General features: G+C 63.3%; 17 protein-coding genes and 1 tRNA gene. 11 read left to right on the forward strand and 7 right to left on the reverse strand.

Annotation, left to right across the window (positions count from 1 at the left end; genetic code table 11):
* Positions 1 to 712 (forward strand): metallophosphoesterase (locus tag G0A00_RS13050; protein ID WP_203595370.1); only part of this gene is annotated, 712 nt, incomplete at its 5' end.
* 176 nt (positions 713 to 888) lie between these two features.
* Here the strand turns inward: G0A00_RS13050 and G0A00_RS13055 are convergent.
* Both G0A00_RS13055 and G0A00_RS13060 read right to left on the reverse strand, forming a co-directional pair.
* Positions 889 to 1,212, reverse strand: a complete 324-nt coding sequence (locus G0A00_RS13055) for a YnfA family protein (RefSeq protein ID WP_092430944.1) — start codon at positions 1,210 to 1,212, stop codon at positions 889 to 891.
* Entirely contained in the window at positions 1,212 to 1,640 is a 429-nt protein-coding gene (locus G0A00_RS13060) for a helix-turn-helix domain-containing protein (RefSeq protein WP_164184077.1), read from the reverse strand. The genes G0A00_RS13055 and G0A00_RS13060 overlap by 1 nt, the downstream gene beginning before the upstream one ends.
* Positions 1,641 to 1,777: 137 nt before the next feature.
* Here G0A00_RS13060 and G0A00_RS13065 point away from each other — a divergent pair, with 137 nt between their 5' ends.
* The gene (locus G0A00_RS13065; protein WP_164184075.1) at positions 1,778 to 4,063 is read left to right on the forward strand and encodes a heavy metal translocating P-type ATPase; all 2,286 of its coding nucleotides are present in this window, start codon (positions 1,778 to 1,780) and stop codon (positions 4,061 to 4,063) included.
* A 13-nt stretch (positions 4,064 to 4,076) separates the two neighbouring features.
* Positions 4,077 to 4,544, forward strand: coding sequence for a DUF411 domain-containing protein (locus G0A00_RS13070; protein ID WP_164184073.1), 468 nt, complete (start codon positions 4,077 to 4,079; stop codon positions 4,542 to 4,544).
* 307 nt (positions 4,545 to 4,851) lie between these two features.
* On the opposite strand, the gene G0A00_RS13075 is transcribed toward G0A00_RS13070, so the two are convergent.
* Entirely contained in the window at positions 4,852 to 7,056 is a 2,205-nt protein-coding gene (locus G0A00_RS13075) for a hypothetical protein (protein WP_164184071.1), read from the reverse strand.
* Positions 7,057 to 7,273: 217 nt separating this feature from the next.
* Between G0A00_RS13075 and G0A00_RS13080 the strand changes: the two genes are divergently transcribed.
* From G0A00_RS13080 to G0A00_RS13095, 4 genes are all read left to right on the forward strand, one after another.
* Positions 7,274 to 7,642, forward strand: a complete 369-nt coding sequence (locus G0A00_RS13080) for a helix-turn-helix domain-containing protein (protein ID WP_164184069.1) — start codon at positions 7,274 to 7,276, stop codon at positions 7,640 to 7,642.
* 267 nt (positions 7,643 to 7,909) lie between these two features.
* Complete coding sequence (locus G0A00_RS13085) at positions 7,910 to 9,832, forward strand: site-specific integrase (protein WP_164184067.1); 1,923 nt, start codon at positions 7,910 to 7,912, stop codon at positions 9,830 to 9,832.
* A 1-nt stretch (position 9,833) separates the two neighbouring features.
* Complete coding sequence (locus tag G0A00_RS13090; protein WP_164184065.1) at positions 9,834 to 11,231, forward strand: hypothetical protein; 1,398 nt, start codon at positions 9,834 to 9,836, stop codon at positions 11,229 to 11,231.
* A gap of 324 nt (positions 11,232 to 11,555) precedes the next feature.
* Entirely contained in the window at positions 11,556 to 11,771 is a 216-nt protein-coding gene (locus G0A00_RS13095; RefSeq protein ID WP_164184063.1) for a hypothetical protein, read from the forward strand.
* Positions 11,772 to 13,012: 1,241 nt separating this feature from the next.
* On the opposite strand, the gene tnpB is transcribed toward G0A00_RS13095, so the two are convergent.
* Positions 13,013 to 13,285 carry an IS66 family insertion sequence element accessory protein TnpB gene (tnpB, locus tag G0A00_RS26540; protein ID WP_235953217.1) on the reverse strand — a complete coding sequence of 91 codons (273 nt, stop codon included), beginning with the start codon at positions 13,283 to 13,285 and terminating at the stop codon, positions 13,013 to 13,015.
* 75 nt (positions 13,286 to 13,360) lie between these two features.
* Positions 13,361 to 13,660, reverse strand: coding sequence for a transposase (locus G0A00_RS26880; RefSeq protein WP_368667702.1), 300 nt, complete (start codon positions 13,658 to 13,660; stop codon positions 13,361 to 13,363).
* Between the two features lie 489 nt (positions 13,661 to 14,149).
* On the opposite strand from G0A00_RS26880, the gene G0A00_RS13110 reads away from it, so the two are divergent.
* Both G0A00_RS13110 and G0A00_RS13115 read left to right on the forward strand, forming a co-directional pair.
* Positions 14,150 to 14,638: a hypothetical protein gene (locus G0A00_RS13110; RefSeq protein WP_164184055.1), complete on the forward strand. Its 489-nt coding sequence runs from the start codon at positions 14,150 to 14,152 to the stop codon at positions 14,636 to 14,638.
* Between the two features lie 333 nt (positions 14,639 to 14,971).
* Positions 14,972 to 15,367, forward strand: coding sequence for a hypothetical protein (locus tag G0A00_RS13115; RefSeq protein ID WP_164184053.1), 396 nt, complete (start codon positions 14,972 to 14,974; stop codon positions 15,365 to 15,367).
* Between the two features lie 594 nt (positions 15,368 to 15,961).
* Here G0A00_RS13115 and G0A00_RS13120 read toward each other — a convergent pair.
* Positions 15,962 to 16,036: transfer RNA gene (locus G0A00_RS13120), tRNA-Phe, on the reverse strand.
* Between the two features lie 151 nt (positions 16,037 to 16,187).
* On the opposite strand from G0A00_RS13120, the gene mnmH reads away from it, so the two are divergent.
* Positions 16,188 to 17,246, forward strand: coding sequence for a tRNA 2-selenouridine(34) synthase MnmH (gene mnmH, locus G0A00_RS13125; RefSeq protein WP_164184051.1), 1,059 nt, complete (start codon positions 16,188 to 16,190; stop codon positions 17,244 to 17,246).
* On the opposite strand, the gene selD is transcribed toward mnmH, so the two are convergent.
* On the reverse strand, positions 17,228 to 19,387 hold the full coding sequence (gene selD / locus G0A00_RS13130) for a selenide, water dikinase SelD (protein WP_164184049.1): 2,160 nt from the start codon (positions 19,385 to 19,387) through the stop codon (positions 17,228 to 17,230). The genes mnmH and selD overlap by 19 nt on opposite strands.
* A gap of 441 nt (positions 19,388 to 19,828) precedes the next feature.
* Here selD and rpsA point away from each other — a divergent pair, with 441 nt between their 5' ends.
* A complete protein-coding gene (gene rpsA, locus G0A00_RS13135) occupies positions 19,829 to 21,505 on the forward strand; it encodes a 30S ribosomal protein S1 (protein ID WP_164184047.1) in 1,677 nt (558 codons plus the stop codon).
* Positions 21,506 to 21,646: the final 141 nt, after the last annotated feature.

Here is a 21,646-nt window from a genome sequence, read left to right on the forward strand (position 1 = left end):
GCCGAACGCGCCGATCCTCGCGCTTGGCGATCTGGTCTACAGTTCGGGCAAGCCGGTGGAATTCTCCGACTGTTTTGACCCGCTCTGGAAGGACAATCGCGCACGCACGCTCCCCACGCCGGGCAACCACGAGTACAATACGCCCGATGCCTTTGGGTACTACCAGTACTGGGGCGAGCGCGCGGGCCCGGATGATCTGGGCTACTACGCCACGCATCACGGCACCTGGCTGATCCTCTCGCTGAACAGCGAAACCGACGCCAGCCCAGGATCGCCGCAGGCGCTCTGGCTGAACAAGACCTTGGCTGCGTCTCCTGAGGCCTGTGTTCTCGCCTTCTATCACCGGCCTGCTTATTCGTTGAAAGAGCGGGGCGGACGCGACAACGCCGTGGCGCTGTTCAAGCAACTGGAGCAGGCCGGGGCGAGCGTCGTTCTCAACGGGCACAACCATTTCTACGAGCGCACCCTGCCGCTCGGCGCAGACGGTACGCCGGATACCACGAACGGGACGGTGTCCTTTACCGTTGGCACGGGCGGCGATAAATCGCGCGAGTTACCCACGCTGGATACCACCGCCAAGGCCATCTTCGGTCATCTGGGTGTCCTGCGCCTCGAACTCGGACAACATGAGTTCCAGTGGGGGTTCGTGGATGCGGAAAGCGGCGAAACGCTGGATGCCGGGCAGGCTCCATGCAATCTCCGCCCGTCATGACCGGGAGGGCTGCGAGCACCCTCAACCTTCTCCCCTCGTTGATGGAGACTTCGCTCTTGCAGCGGATGGCAGAAATGTCCGCAGTTGGTGAGTGCAGCCTCGGCTTGGCGAACGGCCAGGTTTCTCGAACTGGGCGTCGGTGCTGACCGGAGCGATCGGCTTCGCCGAACCCTTCGTCACGCTGTGCGTGGCCCGAAAAGGATCACTGCTGCGCCGATCAAGCTCAGGCAAGCACCGGCGGCATCCCAGATGTCTGGGCGCTGGCCTTCAGCGCCCCACATCCAGAACAGCGACGCGGCGATATAGACGCCGCCATAGGCGGCATAGGCTCGACCGGCGAAACCTGCTTCGACCTGTGCCAGAAGCCAGCCGAAAAGCACAAGGCTCGCGATCCCTGGCAGCAGCCAGAAAATCGACGCGCCCCGCCACCAGGCCCAGATTGCAAAGCAGCCGGCGATCTCGGCCAGGGCCGCGAGCGGATAGATCAACACGGTCGGCATCAGGAACCGGGCCGGTCGTGATCAGAGAGGCACTCTTCGTGGTCGCGTAGCACCTCAAGGATGCGGCAGTTCGCAACCCGATCGGCCCTGCACTCGCCGATCATCCGTTTCAGTTCGACGCGGAGCGCTTCAAGACGGGCGATGCGCGCCTCAACCTCATGGAGCTGTTTCTGAGCAACCGCATCGACCTGCGCACAGGACCTTTCTGGGCTGTCCGAGAGGTCCAGGAGTTCCCGTATCGCCTCCAGCGAAAAGCCGAGTTGTCGAGAGTGCCGAATAAACGCGAGCCGGTCGAGTTCCAGCGGCCCGTATCGGCGCTGCCCCCCCTCGCTGCGCCCGGGCTCGGGCATCAAACCGATCTGTTCGTAATAGCGGATCGTCTGCACCTTGGTGCCCGTCCGCTTTGCCAGTGTTCCGATAGCCAGCATAAGCGTCTCCTTCCCTCGTTAGCGCGTCGTGTCCCCCGCGGCCAAAGATACGGAAAACCTTCCTCGCGAGGCTTGAACCTACAGTGGCTGTAGCTCGTATAGCTAAGTTCAACCGAGAATCACAACGGAGGTTCGATATGGCCGATGGCAGCACACGACAACGCGAATGGCGCGTTACAGGCATGGATTGCGGTTCATGCGCCGCCAAGGTGCGCGGCGCAGTCGAGCGCCTGCCTGGCGTCGAGCGTGTTGATGTCGCCCTGATGGCCGAGCGGTTGCGACTGACGCTCGATGAGACACAGACACCGCCAGAGCACATCGAGAAGGCAGTGCGCGGAGTCGGCTTCGGGATCGCGCCAAAGGGCGCGCGGCCAGAGAAGCCCAAGGGCGGCTTTGTCCTGCCGGATGGCGCCTTTCCGGATGCGGCGGAGGCCGTGGAAATCGACAGCGAACTGGAGGAGATCACTGGGCCCACCGATGACGCGCCGACCTCCTGGTTAAAGACATCCAAGGGTCGCCTCGTGCTCGGCACCGGCGTATTGCTCGCGGCGGCTTGGGCGTCAAGGCTCGTCCTGCCGGCTGAGATCGCGCATTGGGCGTTCGTGCTGGCGACACTGGTTGGGATTTTGCCCGTGGCGCAGCGCGCCTTGGCCATGACGCGGGCCGGCATGCCCTTCACCATCGAGATGTTGATGACCATCGCCGCTGGTGGCGCGCTGATCATCGGTGAGCCGGAAGAGGCGGCGGTCGTCGTTTTCCTCTTCGCCGTGGGCGAACTCCTGGAAGGAGTCTCTGCGAGCAAGGCGCGCGACAGTATTCGCGCCCTCTCGAAGCTCGTGCCGAAGACGGCACGGCTCGAAGTGGGAGGCAAGACACGAGAGATCGCGGCCGAGAAGCTCCAGTTAGGTCAGCTCGTGCAAGTCCGGCCCGGTGACCGCGTGCCCTGCGACGGCGAGGTGATCGAGGGCACGTCGGGTGTCGACGAGAGCCCAGTGACCGGCGAGAGCGTCCCGAGCCTCAAGGAGCCGGGCGCGGAGGTCTTCGCGGGGTCGATCAACACCGAAGCTCTGCTGCGCGTGCGGGTGCTGAGGTCGGCCGAGGACAACACCATCTCCCGCATTGTCCGCCTCGTGGAAGAGGCCGAGAGCGCCCGCGCACCCACCGAGCGCTTCATCGACATGTTCAGCCGGCTCTACATGCCCGCTGTGGTCGGAGTCGCTGTTCTCGTCGCTATCGTTCCGCCGCTGGCCTTCGGGCTGGCTTGGGGTGACTGGATCTACCGGGCGCTTGCGCTGCTGCTGATCGGCTGCCCCTGTGCGCTGGTGATCTCGGTGCCAGCCTCGATTGCCTCGGCCCTGTCCACGGGAGCGCGCAATGGCCTGCTGATGAAGGGCGGCTCGGTGATCGAGGCGGCGGCCCGCACGACCCATGTCGCCTTCGATAAGACCGGGACGCTCACACATGGCAGGCCCCGCGTGACAGATGTCTCTGTGTTGAGTGGAAGCGGCGACGACCTCATGGCGCTTGCCGCCGGGGTCGAGAGCGGCGCGAGCCACCCGCTCGGACAGGCGATCTGCGCTGAAGCCGAGCGGCGAGGCGTGGGCGCGGCGACGGCCACCGGCTGCCGCGCGCTTCCCGGTAAGGGGGCGGAAGCCTCCCTCGACGGCGTGACCGTCAGCGTGGGCTCCCCGCGGCTGGCGAACGAGCGCGGTGCCCTCACGGACGACCTGCGGACCCGCGTGGCGGCGCTGGAAGCTGAGGGCAAGACGGTGGTCATCGTGTTGCGCGAAGACGTGCCTCAGGGCCTCATCGCGCTCAGGGACGAGCCGCGCGCCGACGCGGCGGACGCTATCGCGCAACTGCGCGGGCTCGGCATATCTTCGGTCATGCTGACGGGGGACAACCCGCGCACGGCCCAAGCCATCGCTGAAGGGCTCGGGATCGAACATCGTTCGGAACTGATGCCGGAGGACAAGGTGACGGCGATCCGCGACCTGAGGGCGGAGGCCCGCGTGATGATGATCGGCGACGGGATCAACGATGCGCCGGCGCTCGCCGCCGCGCATGTTGGCGTTGCCATGGGCTCGGGCACCGACGTGGCGCTCGAAACGGCCGACGCGGCGATCCTGCGCAACCGCGTGACCGATGTGCCGGGCAAGATCCGCCTCTCCCGGGCCACCATGTCGAACATCCGCCAGAACATCGCGATTGCGCTCGGCCTCAAGGCGATATTCCTCGTGACTACCGTGCTCGGGATCACCGGCCTTTGGATCGCAATCCTCGCGGATACCGGTGCCACCGTGCTGGTGACGATGAACGCCCTGCGGCTGCTGTTCTTCCGTCCCACCCGCACGCCTGAACCTGCGGGGCACGTCGGTCTAACCTCGGAGACACGCCCCGATCACGCAGCCGCAACGACCTGAAAGGGAGACACCGATGATCCTCACCCGCCGCGCCATGATGGCTTCCGCCGCGTGCTTCGCCGCGACAGGGCCGACCGCCGGTCTGTCCCAAAGCTCTCCGGCAATCCACGTCCTGAAAGATCCCAATTGCGGCTGCTGCACCGCTTGGATCGAGATCCTGAAGGAGGACGGCTTCACCGTCACCACTGAGCGCAGCTACGGCACGCTCCTGATCCGGTACAAGCTCGAGAACGGCATCCCCCAGAAGATGACCTCCTGTCACACCGGCGAGGTCGAGGGCTACATGATCGAGGGGCATGTGCCGACGGCCGACATCCGAAGGCTCCTCTCCGAGCGCCCCGATGCCGTCGGTCTCGCCGTGCCCGGCATGCCTTATGGATCACCGGGCATGGGGCCAGAGCATGAGCGGGAAGCCTACGACGTGTTCCTGATCCTCGGAGATGGCGGGACGAAGGTCTTCTCCAGCTACGAGGCTGCCTGACGGCACGGATCTCAGGATCGCCGTGAGGCTACTGCACAAATCTCACACCGCGCGGTCGCAGCGAAAGTCAGGAAAGTCCCGCGATCCAGTCGGTGAAGATCGGCTGCCGCATGACAGCTCCGAGCCCATTGCGGCCATACGACGCGTAGACCGCACCACTGCTGCAGCTTTTGAGACCCCGCTCCATGTCGATCTTCTCGAAGATGAAAGCGGCTTTCGAAAGAGTTTCGGGAACGGGGTTTCGGAAACCTGCCGTTCTGGGCAGGTGAAGAGGAGATCGGGTCGCCTCCACGCCCTATGAAAACATTTACCTCGCAGCATCATGGGGGGGTGAGGCCGGTCGGGGCAGCGTTGCGTTGAACTCAGGCCATAGCTTTCCAGCGTGGGACAGCGCTCGTTCGCAAGGGGCAAAGACAATGCCGAATGTAGGGCGGCCACCGTGACCCTGGCGGGAAAGTTGGATACGTGTCGCCGGCCAGGCGTTGCGGGCGGCGATACGCTCGATCAGGTCAAGCATGTGATCCGTCTCGCGACCTCGCCGAAATTCTTTCGCCGTGCTCAAGCTTTCGAAGTCTTCCGGCAAGTCGGCGGCGAGGCCAGCGGCGGAGATGCGAGTGCCGCGGACCGGTCGGTTCATGGTTGCGCAAAGGGCACGCTCGAGACGAAGGTAGCCCAGCGGATCCGCCTCGTCTTCAAGACCGCGATGGAGGGTCTCCAGGGTGACCAGCTTTGCGACCGGCAGTTCCGGCAGCGGCATGCTGCAGAGCAGAACCACCCTTTTGGGTTCCGATGGGGAAATGAGCCGCAGCCGCGCGATGGCCTGCGTCGTCGCGCATTCACGGACCTGACGCAGGATCGCGCGTACCCGCGGGTCGGCATGGGATCGGGACGTAGCGTTTGTGAGCGTTCCATCCCCCAAGACGCGGAGCGAGGGCGTCTCGGGCAGAGGGCCGTTCTGATGCCCTTCAATCCTTTCTTCTTCGAGGAAGAGCGCGCGCGTTTGCTGCTCCATTTCCCTGATGTCGGGTTGCAGGCGCCCAACAAGGATGATCGAGCGATATCGCTCGAAGTCGTTGACCCCGAGCATCTTCGGACCAAACCAACGGGCCGTCGCCCCATGAATTGAACGCGAGAGTTCGGCATTGCTACCGTGAGAAAGCGGATGGCCGAGATCCGCGTGAAGCTCGGCCAGCACGGCCTTCGTCGCAACGAGAAGCACGCCATGGCCGCCGGCACGCTCGACCTCGCGCTTCACAATCCCGAGGACCTTCGCGCGCCTCTCCGAACCGCGTGCCTTGTCGAGGAGCCATGTATTTGAAAGCGTTCGGTCTGAGATCTGGACGATCTCTGCCCGGGGCCTTGCTTCAATTGCTACAAAACTGGTCCCTTGTGCCAGCCTATCGGCGATGAGGGGGTCGGCGTCGGCATCGAGCATGAGAAGAGGCGCATCACGATCTATGGCAATGAGGCGGTTCAGCCGGATCGTCTGCCGCTGGCCTGACGGCGTTTGTTGTTCTTCGATTGTCAACCTGTTCGGACCGATCGCTTCGACAGATGCAAGCAAGTCGAAAAGCGCCTGCCGCTTTCGCGACGCGTAGAGCGCGCGCTGGTCAAAGGTGCTGATCAAGAAGTCGACACGCGCCTGGCTGTCCTTAGGATGGATATCCAGCCTTGCCTGAGACTCGGCTTCCGCCCTGGCCAGGGCCGCGAGCCGGTCCTGATCCAATCCGAGAACTCGGAGATGGGAGCGGACATCGAGCCCGTTCTGAAGGGCTGCGACGATCCCGGATTTTGCGACCGCCAGATCGGCCTGGAGTGCGACCGGAAATGATCGCGTTGGGGCCTGGAGAAACTCTTCGACACGGATATCACTCGCCGAAACAAGGCTCGGCCAGACCTTTTCGTCAATGACGCGGAGCGCTATCGGTGTCGATCGGTCGATGGGCGGAAATGTCCCGAGATAGCTGTGAGCCATGAAGTGAATTCCGGCACCGACCGCCTCCTTCTGCGCGAGATAGGGGCAGAGGGAGGCGCAATCCGCCTGGGTGATTTCTCCAGCCCTCTCGACCCGGCAGAGAGCGCGCGTGACAGAGGGGACAACGGTCTGGATGCGTTCGACCAGATCCGAACGTTTGCACATTGCGGTTCCGGTCTCCGGGTTATGGGCAAGCCGGCCACGGACGACGGAGATGGGAAGATTGCCGTCGAGCGCTCTCAGATCCGCGGCCGCCTGCTCGGCGAGGTCAAGGGTGGGCAGGTAGAACAGGACATGGCCCTTGGCCAGTAGTTCAAGGCCATGCTGAGCGAGTAGTCGCAATGCAATGCTCGTCTTGCCGACACCAGCGCTGACTTTGAGCGTCAGTGCGGGCGCATTTTCTTCCTTGGGGACGTCTTCCGATGCGACTGCCCGGATGAAGACGTCCATATGCTGTTCGAGGTCGCGGCGCGCATCCTCTGGCGCGCGCCAATGGGGAATGGGGATGGCGGACGGAAATCGTTGAGCTTGCTGCATGAGTGTTATCTCCTTCGCAGAGGAGATAGGCTCCGGCGGAAGACGCCCCAAAACGCCTCCTGTCGCGTCAAACGCGATGTTGTCCGGGCAGCAATGGTGGGGGGCGCTAATTGAGATTTCCAATTGAGCAGACACACCTTTGGTCATTTCACGCGGGATTTTAGCGACACAGGATCGGGAACTAATTCCTTCTCAGGATTGGTTTGAGGAGAAAAAAATGCTTTCCGTTGATGATGTTGCGACCCATTTTTGTCTGCGGCCAGACACTGTCCGGCGCAAGATTCGGACTGGCGAGATTGCGGCGACACGGATCGGTCGGATCTACCGCATGGCTTGGTCGGATGTTTGGGCCTGTGAGGACGGACCGATGCCGAAGCGGTCCCGCATCTTGCGCTACCAAGAGGATCTTCTGTGCAAGAAGCACGTCGCTGGCGCCCTTCGCGTCAGTGTACGCACCGTCGAGCGCTGGATCTACGGAGGGATGCCGACGCGAAACGTGTTCGGGGCTGTTCGTTGCAACCCGCATGACGTCACCGACTGGTTGAAGCTGCAAGGCGTCGATCTTCCTTCGACTTGGTGGACATGATGCTGACGGTCCGTCGCACAAGTTCGACAGGGATCACCGCGACACGAGCAGGATCGCTCTGCCTGTCGCACAGTCGTCCCCGAACATTTATTGGCGTGATGTTCGGGGACGATCCTGCGAAACGCAGGAAAATCACGACAGGTTGTGCGATCCGACCCGCCGGGCGCGATCTCCTTGAAGGACTGATGAGGGTCCGTCGTCCGCGCCCCGCGAGCCGCCTTTCTGCGTGAAGGCGGCCCACGGGCCCCGAACCTGGAGCTCGAGAATATGAAGCATGACAGAACGCTGACCACCGCCGCAGGCCCGACCTTCCCGGATTTTCTGGAATGGGGAAAGGAAGCCGGCGAAAGCCGCGACACCATTCTCGAGATCGAGAAGGTCGCCACGCGGCTCGACCTGACCGATGAGGAGCTGGATCTCATTCCGGCGGACCTCAGCTACTTCGAAAAGGTCGTTGCGGTGTCGCCCTATGGCGCGGTTTCGCGGTCGAAGAACCTCGAGGCGGCCCGCAATCGTGGGAATTCGCGTGTCCGCGCCGCGCTCGGGCGGTTCCTCGCCGCGCTTGGCCAGCAGGCTCCTGACGCGGCCGTGCGTGCGAGTCATGATCGCGCGATTGATTTTATGGTTGAGAACGAGGGCTTTGTGGAAGGCGGAGCCCTGTTTACCACAGGGACACACAGACCGTTCCTTCTCGTGCGGGCTCGCTCCCGAGTTGGTCTGCCAAATGTCGACCAAGTGGAATTCGACCGCCTCTGGATGGATGCCACTCCGGACGGCCGCAAGTCGCTCCGCAAATTCGCGCAACGCATTGCCGAGCTCCGCCGCGGACACAACCAGTGGCCCGAGCTTGCGGACTTGCTGCCACGAAATGACTTCGCCGTACCGGTTGCGTCGCACCGGGCCCGTCGGATCGAATGGAAGACGTTGCCTGACCACTTCATCGCCGATGCAGAGGAGGTGTTTCGTCAGACCCTACGTCAGCCATCCGATATCAAGGCGTGGGCCAAGGAGCAGATAGAGCTCGGTCGATCGGCAGTTGAGATCCATGCCGAAATCGCCGAGCGTATGGGCGAAAAGAAGAAGCTGCCCAAGAACATCGAGACGGCAATTGCCGGGTATCGTCAGGCAACGACCTGGTTGCTTCGCGAAAGCCATTCTCCCGACAGCGGGTTCGCCGGCCTGACGTCCCTGCGGGATCTCTTCACGATCGACGCACTTCAGACAGCCTGTGAGGCGCAGATCGCACGGAGCGAGGCTTCCCTTACTCTCAAAGATCCGGATGAGAGTTCGACGCTGTGGTCGCGCTTCACGAACCTCACGACAGTAGCGCGACATGGTCTCCGCGACGCCGAGATTCTCGCGCGCATCAAACTCGTGCGCATGTTCCATTCGGATTACATGCTGTCCCCAATCGAGATGACAGCCGACGCGGAGGCGATCTGCGATCGTCTTCGAAAATCGCCACATCTCGCAGCCACATTCGTGAACGCGCCCGCGCGGCTCAGGGACCTCGCAGCCCGAGAACTCGCGAAGGCGTCGACCGGCTCCAGGCACGAACGCGCTCTGCGACTGTCAGCCTGCGCGGCCGCCTATGCTGTGCAAGTCAGCCGGGCGCTTCGGCCGGCCAACCTGTTCATGATCCGTCAGAACGCGACGGCGGGCTGCCCACGCAATCTGACCTGGATCCAGGACCGGGAACATGCCGAAATCAAATTCTCTGGGGGCGAAGTCAAGAACGGCCAGACCTTGATTGTGAACGTTCTCGGGGCCGACGCTCGCATTCTTTGGGAGTGGGAGAGAGTGCACCGACCGGCCTTGATGGAACTTCGCGGCATTTCAGCCTCGCCGTATCTCTTTCCTGGAACCGGGGCGCCGCGGCTGCGCAAGTCAGCGCTGAACCTGCCGACTGGCTGCATGTCGGTTGCCTCGATTATGGAGCTCTGGGATCTTGGGGATCGGCAACTCGGCCTCGGACTGACGCCGCATCAGTGCCGCCATGCCTTGGCGACTCTGATGCTGGCCGTGCGGCCGGGCGACTTTGCCAGTGTCGCGTCGGTGTTGGCAAACACAGAGCAGGTGGCGAAGCGGCACTACGGCAAAGACAGTGGGGAAGCCGCCGCCGTGGCCGTGCGTGAGTCCTTGCTGGCGCACCACCCGGACATCTTTGCACGCATGAAAAGGAGGACCTGACATGAGAGGCGATCTCGCCGTGATCCTGGAGGACGCGCCAACCGCCGTGCGGCGGGCCATGATCGACGACGCAACCAATCTTGCTCCAGGCGCGGCCTATGTCATGGGGCGCTTCTGGACTGCGGTCCGTGCGGGCAATGGCAATCTGTCGATGCCGCCCGCGGAGGCTTACCGTGCGGCAGCCGCTTCGGAATCGACATTTCGCTGTCTGATGCGCGCTCTCGCTGCATATGCGCCTCACGTTAGCACCGCGCTGGCCAGGGTAATCAGTGACGAGTGGTATGCTCTTCGTCCCAAGCCCGCTCCCAGGGATGCCCAGCCGGTAAGGCAACCTGTCGGAGCAAGTTGGCCGGTTTCGTGGCAAGGGATGAAACCCGGGCTCGATGTCGCACGGATCAAAGCCAGCACACGAAAGCGCTACTTTGCCAGTATCGATCGGTGTGCCGCCGTCGTTGCGGAGGGTCTGGCTCCTGAGGCCCTGGGGTTCGTCGCGGCGTGCGAACTGTCTGAAGCGTTCCTGTCTCACCCTGACGAGAACCGTCGAGTGAAGCCTGTCACGGCCGGCAACTACATCGAGGGGCTGATCGCGCTCGGGGCGGCGGGAGGCGTCGCGGAGGACGGTCTGACCGCCATGCGCGTGATCCTTTCGGACCTTCGCGATCAGGCATCGCTGGCAGAGAAAAACAAGCAAGAACGCCTGTCAGACTTGATGGAACGCGGCGGCTACGTGCATGTCGCTGACAGGATCGCCGTCCTGAGGTTGCGCGCCGAAGGCCTACCGGCGCACAGTGCCGCGCGCCGCCGTTGCATGCAGCAGGCCGTCGTGTGCGCCCTCATTCTCAACAAGCCGCCGCGCAAAGGCGATCTCGTGTCATGGCGGTTCGGTCAGCAAATCATTCGGGACATCGACGGCACTTGGCACGCCGAGTGGGAACAGGAGAAAACCGGTTGCACAACGGAGGCCGGCACAATCTGGCCCGAGATCTGCGACATCCTTGATGAGTGGATTCTCGACGGTCGCCCCGACCGACTGGTCCACATTCGATACCAGGAGCTTGTCGGGTCGAATTGGTTGACGCTCGGTGAGAAACAGCCTTACCGCAATCTCCCGACCGAGCTGACGGACGCGACAGTCGGCGTGCCCTCTCATGATCTGAGGACCCTCGCCGCCGACTACCTACGTCGCCATGATCCGAGCCGCGCAGCGGATATTATCTGCACCCATCTGGGCCATGGCACGCGTGAGGCTGGCGAGGCCTATCGCGGCGAATGTGACGGGGCGGCGGCGCAGGCTCTCTGGCGCGAGGCGCGGACAGTTGTCGCGGCTCGGGTCGCGAAGTCTACCGGCAACAGCAGGACCCGCCCGCGCAAATCTATCGCCGTGGCATCCGGCGGTTGAGCGCGCGGGTGTGATACGGCGGTCGTGGATCGAGTTCTTTATTGTCAGCACCGGTCGCGTCCGATGATGCGGAGCGCCAGGGCGCGGTCGTTACCTCGGGATGTCGGTGGGTGCATTGCTTCCCTCCGGAGTCTTATTGTCGCGGACCTTGCGTCGCTGCCGGTCGGCTCTCGCAGCGGGAGTGCGCCGCGTGTCGCCATCGATCATGAGCGCCAGGCGCTGCATCTTCGAAGTCAACAATCAATGGATTGCTCATTCTCTCCCAGAATCCGGAAAAGGTCGCTGTCGGGGATAACCGCCGAATAGGCGGGGGCGACGAAAAGGATGTTTCCGTACGAAACGGATGATCCCTATATGCTGGTCAGGGACCCGGAATTGACCGCCGAGCAGGCGGCTGAGAAGATACAGGCGCTTGCCGATGATCTCGCCGGGTCCCATCAGTTGGCCGCCGAACAGGCGGTGGAGAGGAGAAAGGTGTTTTGGTCTGAGACAGGTCGACACCATTTCCTCTCCAGGGGCCCGGAGCTGACCGCTGAATAAGCGGCTGAGAAGATACATGCGTTTGGCGCATGATCTCGCCGGGTCCCATCAGTTGGCCGCCGAACAGGCGGTGGAGAGGAGAAAGGTGTTTTGGTCTGAGACGGGTCGACACCATTTCCTCTCCAGGGGCCCGGAGCTGACCGCCGAGTAGGCGGCTGAGAAGATACACGCGCTTGGCGCATGATCTCGCCGGGTCCCGTCAGTTGGCCGCCGAACAGGCGGTGGAGAGGAAAATAGGTGTTTTGGTCTGAGACAGATCGCCACCATTTCCTCTCCAGGGGCCCGGAGCTGACCGCTGAATAAGCGGCTGAGAAGATACACGCGTTTGGCGCATGATCTCGCCGGGTCCCATCAGTTGGCCGCCGAACAGGCGGTGGAGAGGAGAAAGGTGTTTTGGTCTGAGACAGGTCGACACCATTTCCTCTCCAGGGCCCGGAGCTGACCGCCGAGTAGGCGGCTGAGAAGATACATGCGCTTGGCGTATGATCTCGCCGGGTCCCATCAGTTAGCCGCCGAACTGGCGGTGGAGAGGAAGAATGGTGTTTCCGTATGAGGCGGATTGCCACCACTTCCTTTCCTGTGGCCTGGAGCTGACCGTGTTCGACAAGTTGATTCGGCTTCGAACGCCGCCGAACGACGTGCAAGGCTTTCGCGGAGCATCTATCGCGCGAGCGTATAGTCTTCGAAGCGCCCACTAAAGCCCTGCAGTGACCTCTCGTTCTTGGCCATAAGAGGAGAGCAGACGGGGCTGCACCATGAGGGGCGCTGAGTAGCCGGTGGCGAGGGGCAAGTTGCTCTGCCGCGTCGGCGATCCGGCGCAGCCCCCTCGGCGGCGATCTCCGATCCGTCGCGGTCAAAGACTTCCTTCAGCTTTCGTCGCGCACGTGCCCAACAGTGCGCAACCGTGATCGGCGCGCCGCCCGTGCGCGAGGGGCGCCTCAGCCGATCGTAGCCGGCATAGCCATGCCGTCAAAGCCCTGCAGGTTCTGCTCCGCGTTCCCTGAGTGCATCGCGCTGACGCAGCACGGCCAGAACAGCTTCACGCTGGTCTTCCGGAATGGCCGACAGGTCGAGGGATGGAGCGCTGGACATGGCGGGATCATACCCGGTTTTAGTCCCCAACAGGCAGGCTTTCCCGCCCCTGAGTCATTCTGCCACAGCCGGGCGGCGCGTCTTCAGGGACCGCACCCGCCGCCATTCCAGCCCGGCGAACAGCGCCTCGAACTGGGCGCGGTTCAACATCATCGCCCATCCCGGATCGCGGGCCAGGTGAAGGCGCTCTCTTTCAGCCGCTTGTAGCCGATGACGAGGCCGGTGCCGTCCTTGAACAGGATCTTCATCCGGTCCGCGCGCTTCGACCGGAAGACAAAGACCGGCCCAGTGAACGGATCCTCGGCCCGGGTCGACTGCACCAGGGCGGCCAAGCCACATAGTTGCGGAAGTCTACCGGCTTCGTCTCCACCAGGATGCGGACGCCTTGGGGCGGCATCAACATGTCGGTGCTTCCAGAGCATGCGCGATCGCGGCGATCCGATCTGCGGGCGTGGCGGGCGACGGCTCGAACTTCATCGCTCCCCTGGTGATCAGGATCATATGCTCGGGCGTCGCGCGCGTTCACCTCGGCCGGATCGCAAACGATCAGCGGCGCGAAGACCGGCTCGCCGATCTCCTCGGCGGAGAGAACCAGCTGTTCCCTGCTTTGCCATGCGCTGCCAAGCCGAGAGCTGGTTGGGGCGGATGCCATGCCGCCCGGCCGCCGCATGCATTGTCGCCCCCGGCTCCAGGGTCTCGGCTACGGCTTGCGCCTTCGCATCATCAATCCAGCGCCGGTGACCCGACGCGTAGATCTCGACGCCCAGAGATTTGAGAAACGAATTTGTCGCGCACATTGCGAAACGCACTCCCCATCATAAGATGGGTATCACCTCGCGGCGCCAGGGCGCATCTACAACCTCGGTCGCAGGCGCTGCTGACGTTGCAGCCTTGGGATAGCTCTTCACAAAAGTTTAGGTCGCCGAATTGTGAAAGGAAACATGCCAGTCAGGCTGCCCTAAGGCATCTTGCTGGGGAGCATAGAGAGCCACTCCTCAAGTAGCTTCATGGGATCCGGCGACACAGCGGACACCCAAATGAGGAGTTCAATAGCATCTAAGCGACGTTCGCAAATCTCAACCTTTGCGACAAAGGAAGGTTGGCGCCCAAGCCGTTCCGCCAGTGCGGCTTGGGAGATCCCCGCGGCGTTTCGAGCTTGGACAAGTGCTTGGACCAGTTGTCGGTATTCTTGGGAGTGTAGTGTGCCAGCCATCGAACGCTCTGTGTATGGACAGGCACCGATAGGTCAGATAGTCGAGCACTCCCAAAACAGGAGTGGCTTCGAGATGAATACAGATTGGACGTGGGTTGATATGCGCTGGTGCGAGCCCGGCTGGCAGGTTGTATTCCGGCTTCGATTGGCGGGGTGGCTGCCGCAAGGTTGGGTAGCTGCTGGCCTGAAATCCGATGTGCTAACTCAAGAGATCGTTGGGGGCCGGGCCCATCTGTCGTTGACGCGCAGAGGGCGGTATCTAACTGACGTCGATAAAGAAAAGTTCTCAGACGACGGTGCGCGGGTGATGGCCGAAGTCCTTGCCCACCTCTCGTTTAAGCGAAGCTGGTTTCTCGAAAGACCACCAATTGACACGCAGGGTCAAACATTTGGTGAGAGGTTTGAAGGTCCATATGCCAGCAAAATTTTGGGGTACTTTTTGGCCTTACCGTCACGAGAGCAGCGTACGCTTCAGGAAGCATCGATGCCAGTGATGCAAGCTGAGTCGCTGACCGCGGTCAACGTTGACAGCACCATTAGTGGTAAGGTCGCCCTCGATTGAAGGCCGATAACCATCTTAACCGGGGCTGTCTTGCTTGTGGGCCGCCGCCAGCCGTCGGTCGGGCGACGCCTGCCTACGGCTGCCGGCAGGCTGGGCGTTGCCATTTGCGGCGTGCCGCTCGAAATCGGCTCTGGCACTTCGTCTCGGCATATTGCGGATGGAAATATGCGGCCGCGATCTTGCGTGGCGAGAGCTTTCCCGCGGTTGCTTAGAACCTCCAGAATGCGCCTTGGGCTTTCAGCGTGTGCCTCAGGACGACAGGGCTGACAGTTTCTCCACCGCCTACCGCAATCTCGATGCCGATGCGGCGGCGAACGTGATCCGGGCTTGGTAATGAAAGAATACATACACGACTTGGATCGGCGAGATGTAGCCTTATGGTTGAAAAGCAAACACCCAGCCGAAGCGCATCACCTTGTGGTTTGCCGAACCTACACGGCGGCTCCCGAAGTGCTCGCACATGTGCTTGTAAGAGCGCGCGATCAGTCGGCCGAGGCAAGGATTCGGGGCGAAGCAATTTTGGCACTTGAGGCAATGGGATATCGTATCGAATACTCCGGTGGTGATGTCTATGACGTCTCGCTCGCATCGCTACACGGTATGAGCGATCATGACATGGCGCAATGTGTTGAACGCGTCTCGGCGGCCCTTAGGGGAGGGGACGTCGGCGCGCTTCAGGTTGGTCGAAATTGCCCTATGGGTCCTTCTTGTATCGATGACGATTTCTGAAATGTTCTTTCGACGACGTCGACCGTATCACTCTCGGCCGCCGCGCCAATCAAAAGGCCATGTATCCAACACTATCGTTGCTTCGGTAGGCCACGATGCTCGGAGCTTGACGGTCCACCCAGGGCTATTCCGCCAGGAGAAATCTACCTCCAATCCTACCTGCCCTTAGCATCTTGCATTGGGGGTGGCCGGTTTCTTGCACAAACGTTTGTCGGGATTGCTTGTGGACCTGGCTACTCGTTTGACTTCAACTCCGAGCTTTTGCGCTTCGAGGTACGCCTGAGAGGCCAAGATTTCACGGAATCGCTGATATCAATGCAAGAGCCACGGGATCTTCACAAAGGCCTGTCCATCGTGACCCGCACCGTTGGAGGTCCGATTTTTGAACCTTACAGCGGAACGCCCTTTCCAATGACTGACCAGCCAACTCACATCAAGCTCCGCAGCGAAGCCGCCTTCACCGTGCCGCGGAATGCTGGCAAACCGTAGCGGTTCCTGTAGCAAATTCTGTAGCATCTCTGATCGCGGAGAGGCCCAAAATTAGCAAAATGACCATATAATATTGAGCGGATCCGCTAACTTTCCGAGGTTTAGTGGTGCCCGGGGGCGGAATCGAACCACCGACACGAGGATTTTCAATCCACTGCTCTACCCCTGAGCTACCCGGGCACTGGGTGAAGGGCGCTGCCCCTCGGGTGAGGCGGGGTTTAGTCGAGCCGTTGGGGAGTGTCCAGAGGGTTTTGTCGAAAAAATTCACTTCCCCTTGCGGCAGCGCAAATCGCGCTTTCTTCACTGCCCGCAGCGCGCTACCAACTGCGCCATGCCTCGCAAGATCACCCAGCTCTCCGAGTTTCTCCACCACGGCTGCGACACCGTCATCGACGTGCGCAGCCCGGCTGAATTTGCCGAGGATCATGTCCCCGGAGCGATCAACCTTCCTGTGCTCGACAATGAAGAGCGCGCGCGTGTCGGCACCATATACAAGCAGCAGTCGCCGTTTCTGGCGCGCAAGCTTGGCGCGGCGCTGGTCTTCCGCAATGCCGCCGCGCATATCGAGGGGCCCTTGGCGCATCACGAAGGCGGGTGGAAGCCGCTGGTCTATTGCTGGCGTGGCGGGCAACGGTCCGGGTCGTTCGCCTATCTACTGCAACAGATCGGCTGGCGGGCCGAGTATGTCGAGGGTGGCTATCGCACATTTCGGCGTCTGGTGACCGAGGCGCTTTACGATTCGACGCTGCCGGTGAAGTTGATCCAGCTTGGCGGCTATACGGGCACTGCAAAGACCGCGCTCTTGCCGAAACTCGCGGCGCGCGGCGTTCAGGTGATAGATCTTGAGGGTCTTGCACGCCACCGGGGCTCGCTGCTGGGCGATATGCCGGGCGGGCAGCCCAGCCAGAAATGGTTCGAGACCCAGCTGGTGCAAGCGCTCGACGGGCTTGATCCGGCAAAGCCGGCGCTGGTGGAGGCCGAAAGCAGCAAGATCGGACAGCTACTCATTCCGCCCGCGATCTGGGAGGCGATGAAGCTCGCGCCATGGATCGAGGTGGCCGCGCCGCTCGAGGCGCGGGCGGCCTATCTGGGGGCCGCCTATGACGACATCTGGTCCGACGGGGCGGCGCTCAAGGATAAGCTCTCGCCGCTGCGCTATCACCGGGGGCACGAACTCATCGACCGCTGGGAGGCGATGATCGACAGCGGGGATCGGCGCGGGCTCGCCGCGTCGCTGGCGGCGGATCATTATGACCCGGCCTATGAGAAGTCGATGCGCGCCATGACGCCGACGGTGCTGGAGCGGTTCGAGACGTCCGCGCTCGACGATGCGGCGCTCGAGGCGCTGGCGGACCGCATGGCAGAGCGGCTTCAGACCATCTCGATCTGATCCGTAAGGTCGGTGATCTCGCCGATCTCCACCGCCGGGAAGCCCGCAGCGCGAAGTTGTTGCAGGCACTGCGTGACGTCGCCGCTCACTGCGCCGAGCAGCCCGCCGGCGGTTTGCGGATCGAACATCAGGTCCGGCCTCGGCCCCATCGGCTGGAACGGCAGGGCGGCGCGGTTCTTGGGGTAGAGCGTAGAGGCATGGCCCGCCGCCGACAGCTCCTCGGCGCCCGGCAGCAGCGGCACCTTGTCCATGTGCAGCCGCGCGCCGACGCCGGAAGCGCTGCAGATATTCTGCAGATGCCCGGCGAGGCCGAAGCCGGTGACATCGGTCATCGCGCTGGCGCCGCGCAGGATCTCGGCGGCTTTGCCTTGCGGCTTGGTCATATGCGCGAGCGCGGCGGCGACCCAAGCGCCCTTTGCCGCCCCAGCCATTTCCGCGGCCATGATGACCCCGGTGCCGATCGGCTTGGTCAGGATCAGTGTGTCACCGGGGCGGGCACCGGCGAGGGTGATTGGCGCGGCGTCGCACAGGCCGGTGATCGTCAGCCCGATGCTAAGCTCGTCGCCCATGGCGGAATGACCGCCGACCAGCTCGGCCCCCTCGGCGCGCAGGATCCCGGTGATCGCGCGCAGGCATTCGGTGAGCGTGCGCTCGGCCAGCGGCTCGGACATGCGGGGCAGCGTGAGGCTTGCCACGGCGGCCTGCGGCGCGGCGCCCATCGCCCAGATGTCTCCGAGCGCGTGCACGCAGGTGATGCGGGCCATGACCTCGGGGTCCTCAATGAAGGCGCGCAGGTGATCGACGGTCATCACCTGCCGCTGCCCGCCGGTGAGCAGCAAGGCCGCGTCGTCGCCGGGCAGGGCGGTGACATCGGGGCGGGTCGGTGCGGGCAGGGTCGACAGCGCCGCGGCCAGCGCGTCGCGCCCCACCTTTGCGCCGCAGCCGCCGCACATGGGCTTGGTGCCGAGCGCCTCTTCCATGCCGTCCGCGTGATGGCGCGGCAGGACAGGAAGGGTCATCTTGGGCAGCTCGTCAAACTTGCGCATGAACTTGCGGTCAATGTGGTCTTTCCAGCGCCACATCAGCGGGCCGGAGAGCGCCAGCCCGCCCTTGTCGGCCAGCGCCGATTTGCGCCCAAGGGAGATCAGCTTGAGATAGTCGCGCTGGGGCCGGTAGGGGCGCAGATCGCCGCGGCCTTCGAGCGTGGCACGCAGGTTGTGCAGCAGCACAGGGGCCTCGCGCACGGCAAACACCCCGGCCTTGGGGCGCGGGGTTTGGGTGAGATGCGCGCAATCCCCGGCGGCGAAGATGGCCGGATCGGAGCTTTGCAGGCTGGGCGCAACCTTGATGAAGCCCTCGTGCAGATCGAGGCCCGTTTGCTGCAGCCATCCCTGCGCCCGCGCGCCCGCCGCGCCGGTGATGAAATCGGCGATGATCTCGGTGCCATCCGCGAGGCGTAGGCCGGTGGCGGTGACCTCGGTGATCTCGGCCCCCTCGTGCAGCGTGACGCCCTGCGATGCGAGCGCGGCGCGGGCTTTGCTGGCGGCGGCGGGGCGCAGCGCGGTCAGCGCGGTGCCGCGCTCAATCAGATGCACCTGTGCCGCGCGCCCGCGCTGCCCGAGCGCGAAGGCCATGGCGCAGGCCAGTTCGGCGCCTGCCACGCCGCCACCGATCACTGCAACCGCAGCCGGTCCTTCCTTGTCGCGGTAGGCCTCCCATGCGGTTGCGGAAGGGCCGAGTGGTTTCGCCGGGAAAGCGTGCTCCGCAAAGCCGGGCAGGTCGGGCATGGCCGAGGTGATGCCGATGTTCACCGAGGCCACGTCGAACCCGATGGGCGCGCGGCCCGCCACATGCACCTGCCGGGCGGCACGGTCGAGGCCGGTCACAGCGCCCAGCACCACCCGCGCGCCAGCGAAGCGCGCCAGTTTCACCAGATCGATGTCGAGCTCGTCGCGCCCGTAATGTCCGGCGACAAACCCGGGCAGCATGCCCGAATAGGGCGCGGTGGGGCCGGGGTTGATCAGCGTCACCCGCGCGCCCGGCAGCGGATCCATGCCCCACATCCGCAGCAGCAGCGCATGGGAATGGCCGCCGCCAATGAGGACGAGATCGCGGGTGAGGGGAAGATTGGGCGCGCGCATGGCTCTCTCCGGCTGGTCGCAGGCCGTGTAGCACGGCTGGGCGGCGGAGGGGGAGGGGCTGCGGGCCCCTGCGCAGTGGTTTGCAGTGGTTTGCAGTGGTTTGATGTCGCGCAGCTTTTGCTCGCAGCGCGGGTCTTGGGGGCGCTGCCCCCGACCGCGCGGGGCGCGGTCTCCCCCGGCGTATTTGCAAAGAGAAGAAGCGGAAGGTGGCGGCGAGAGGGGGCGTGCGGCGTTGCCAAGAGGGGTTTTGGCTTGATCCGCGGTGGTGCAGGGGCTATATCGCGCGCGTCAAGCAAGGCACCACACGCCGCGGACCAAAGACGGGCAGGGTCGGGTAACCGGCCCTCTTTGTCATATGCGGATCGCCCGAAAGACCAATCCGAAGACCGGTGGAGACAACCACCCGGCCAGCAAAACCGATGTAAAGGACATATACGCCACATGGCTAACGCAACCATGGAGGAATTCGAAGCCCTCCTTAACGAAAGCTTCGAAATGGACACCCCCGAAGAGGGGTCCGTTGTTAAAGGCAAGGTCATCGCAATTGAAGCGGGCCAAGCCATCATCGACGTCGGCTACAAGATGGAGGGCCGCGTTGAGCTGAAAGAATTCGCAAACCCCGGCGAAGCCCCCGAGATCTCGGTCGGCGACGAAGTCGAGGTTTACCTGCGCGCAGCTGAAAACGCCCGCGGCGAAGCCGTGATCAGCCGCGAGATGGCCCGCCGCGAAGAGGCATGGGACCGTCTCGAGAAGGCCTACGCCGACGACGCCCGCGTCGAAGGTGCGATCTTCGGCCGCGTCAAAGGCGGCTTCACCGTCGACCTCGGCGGCGCTGTTGCCTTCCTGCCCGGCAGCCAAGTCGACGTCCGCCCCGTGCGCGACGCAGGCCCGCTCATGGGTCTCAAGCAGCCGTTCCAGATCCTCAAGATGGACCGTCGTCGCGGCAACATCGTTGTCTCGCGTCGTGCAATCCTCGAGGAATCGCGCGCCGAGCAGCGTGCGGAAGTCATCGCCAACCTCACCGAAGGCCAGACGGTCGACGGCGTGGTCAAGAACATCACCGAATACGGTGCGTTCGTTGACCTGGGCGGCGTGGACGGCCTGCTGCACGTCACCGACATGGCATGGCGCCGTGTGAACCACCCGTCGGAGATCCTGTCGATCGGCGAGACCGTCAAGGTCCAGGTCATCAAGATCAACAAAGAAACCCACCGTATCAGCCTCGGCATGAAGCAGCTGCAGGAAGATCCGTGGGATCTGGTGGCTGTGAAGTACCCGCTGGCGTCGGTGCACACCGGCCGCGTGACCAACATCACCGATTACGGCGCCTTCGTGGAGCTGGAGCCGGGCGTCGAAGGTCTGGTTCACGTGTCGGAAATGTCCTGGACCAAGAAGAACGTCCACCCGGGCAAGATCGTGTCGACCTCGCAGGAAGTCGACGTCATGGTTCTCGAGATCGATCCCGCGAAGCGTCGCGTTTCGCTCGGCCTCAAGCAGACCATGCGCAACCCGTGGGAAGTGTTCTCCGAGACCCACCCGGAAGGGACCGAGGTCGAGGGCGAGGTCAAGAACATCACCGAATTCGGTCTGTTCATCGGCCTGCCCGGCGAGATCGACGGCATGGTTCACCTTTCGGACCTGTCGTGGGATCAGCGCGGCGAGGAAGCCATCCAGGAGTACCGCAAAGGCGACGTGGTCAAGGCCGTTGTCACCGAAGTGGACACCGACAAAGAGCGCATCTCGCTCTCGATCAAAGCACTCGGCGGCGACAAGTTCGCTGACGCGGTTGGCGGCGTGAAGCGCGGCTCGATCGTGACCGTCGAAGTGACCGCGATCGAAGATGGCGGCATCGAGGTGGAATACGAAGGCATGAAGTCCTTCATCCGCCGTTCGGACCTGTCGCGTGACCGCGCAGAGCAGCGCCCCGAGCGCTTCTCGGTCGGCGACAAGCTCGACGTCCGCGTCACCAACATCGACAGCAAGACCCGTCGTCTGGGCCTGTCGATCAAGGCACGCGAGATCGCCGAAGAGAAAGAAGCCGTGGAACAGTACGGTTCCTCCGACTCCGGCGCATCGCTGGGCGACATCCTCGGCGCAGCTCTGAAGCGCGACGAGTAAGCCTCGCGCTTGCTGTGAGACAAAGAAGGCCCCGGGAGACCGGGGCCTTTTTCTTTGGCAGCGCCTCAAGGCTGAGGTCTTTTGCTTGGCGCATGGCTGCACAGGGGGATGTGCAGAGCGCCGTGCCGTCTTGCGCTTGGG

The sequence above is a fragment of the Salipiger sp. PrR002 genome, from assembly GCF_010500775.1.
In the GTDB taxonomy this organism is placed as follows: Bacteria; Pseudomonadota; Alphaproteobacteria; order Rhodobacterales; family Rhodobacteraceae; genus Salipiger.

Coding starts and splice junctions, on each gene's coding strand:
- G0A00_RS13055 (WP_092430944.1), bottom strand. CDS start 1,212: ATGCCGACCGTGTTGATCTATCCGCTCGCGGCCCTGGCCGAGATCGCC.
- G0A00_RS13060 (WP_164184077.1), bottom strand. CDS start 1,640: ATGCTGGCTATCGGAACACTGGCAAAGCGGACGGGCACCAAGGTGCAG.
- G0A00_RS13065 (WP_164184075.1), top strand. CDS start 1,778: ATGGCCGATGGCAGCACACGACAACGCGAATGGCGCGTTACAGGCATG.
- G0A00_RS13070 (WP_164184073.1), top strand. CDS start 4,077: ATGATCCTCACCCGCCGCGCCATGATGGCTTCCGCCGCGTGCTTCGCC.
- G0A00_RS13075 (WP_164184071.1), bottom strand. CDS start 7,056: ATGCAGCAAGCTCAACGATTTCCGTCCGCCATCCCCATTCCCCATTGG.
- G0A00_RS13080 (WP_164184069.1), top strand. CDS start 7,274: ATGCTTTCCGTTGATGATGTTGCGACCCATTTTTGTCTGCGGCCAGAC.
- G0A00_RS13085 (WP_164184067.1), top strand. CDS start 7,910: ATGAAGCATGACAGAACGCTGACCACCGCCGCAGGCCCGACCTTCCCG.
- G0A00_RS13090 (WP_164184065.1), top strand. CDS start 9,834: ATGAGAGGCGATCTCGCCGTGATCCTGGAGGACGCGCCAACCGCCGTG.
- G0A00_RS13095 (WP_164184063.1), top strand. CDS start 11,556: ATGTTTCCGTACGAAACGGATGATCCCTATATGCTGGTCAGGGACCCG.
- tnpB (WP_235953217.1), bottom strand. CDS start 13,285: ATGCTCTGGAAGCACCGACATGTTGATGCCGCCCCAAGGCGTCCGCAT.
- G0A00_RS26880 (WP_368667702.1), bottom strand. CDS start 13,660: ATGTGCGCGACAAATTCGTTTCTCAAATCTCTGGGCGTCGAGATCTAC.
- G0A00_RS13110 (WP_164184055.1), top strand. CDS start 14,150: ATGAATACAGATTGGACGTGGGTTGATATGCGCTGGTGCGAGCCCGGC.
- G0A00_RS13115 (WP_164184053.1), top strand. CDS start 14,972: ATGAAAGAATACATACACGACTTGGATCGGCGAGATGTAGCCTTATGG.
- mnmH (WP_164184051.1), top strand. CDS start 16,188: ATGCCTCGCAAGATCACCCAGCTCTCCGAGTTTCTCCACCACGGCTGC.
- selD (WP_164184049.1), bottom strand. CDS start 19,387: ATGCGCGCGCCCAATCTTCCCCTCACCCGCGATCTCGTCCTCATTGGC.
- rpsA (WP_164184047.1), top strand. CDS start 19,829: ATGGCTAACGCAACCATGGAGGAATTCGAAGCCCTCCTTAACGAAAGC.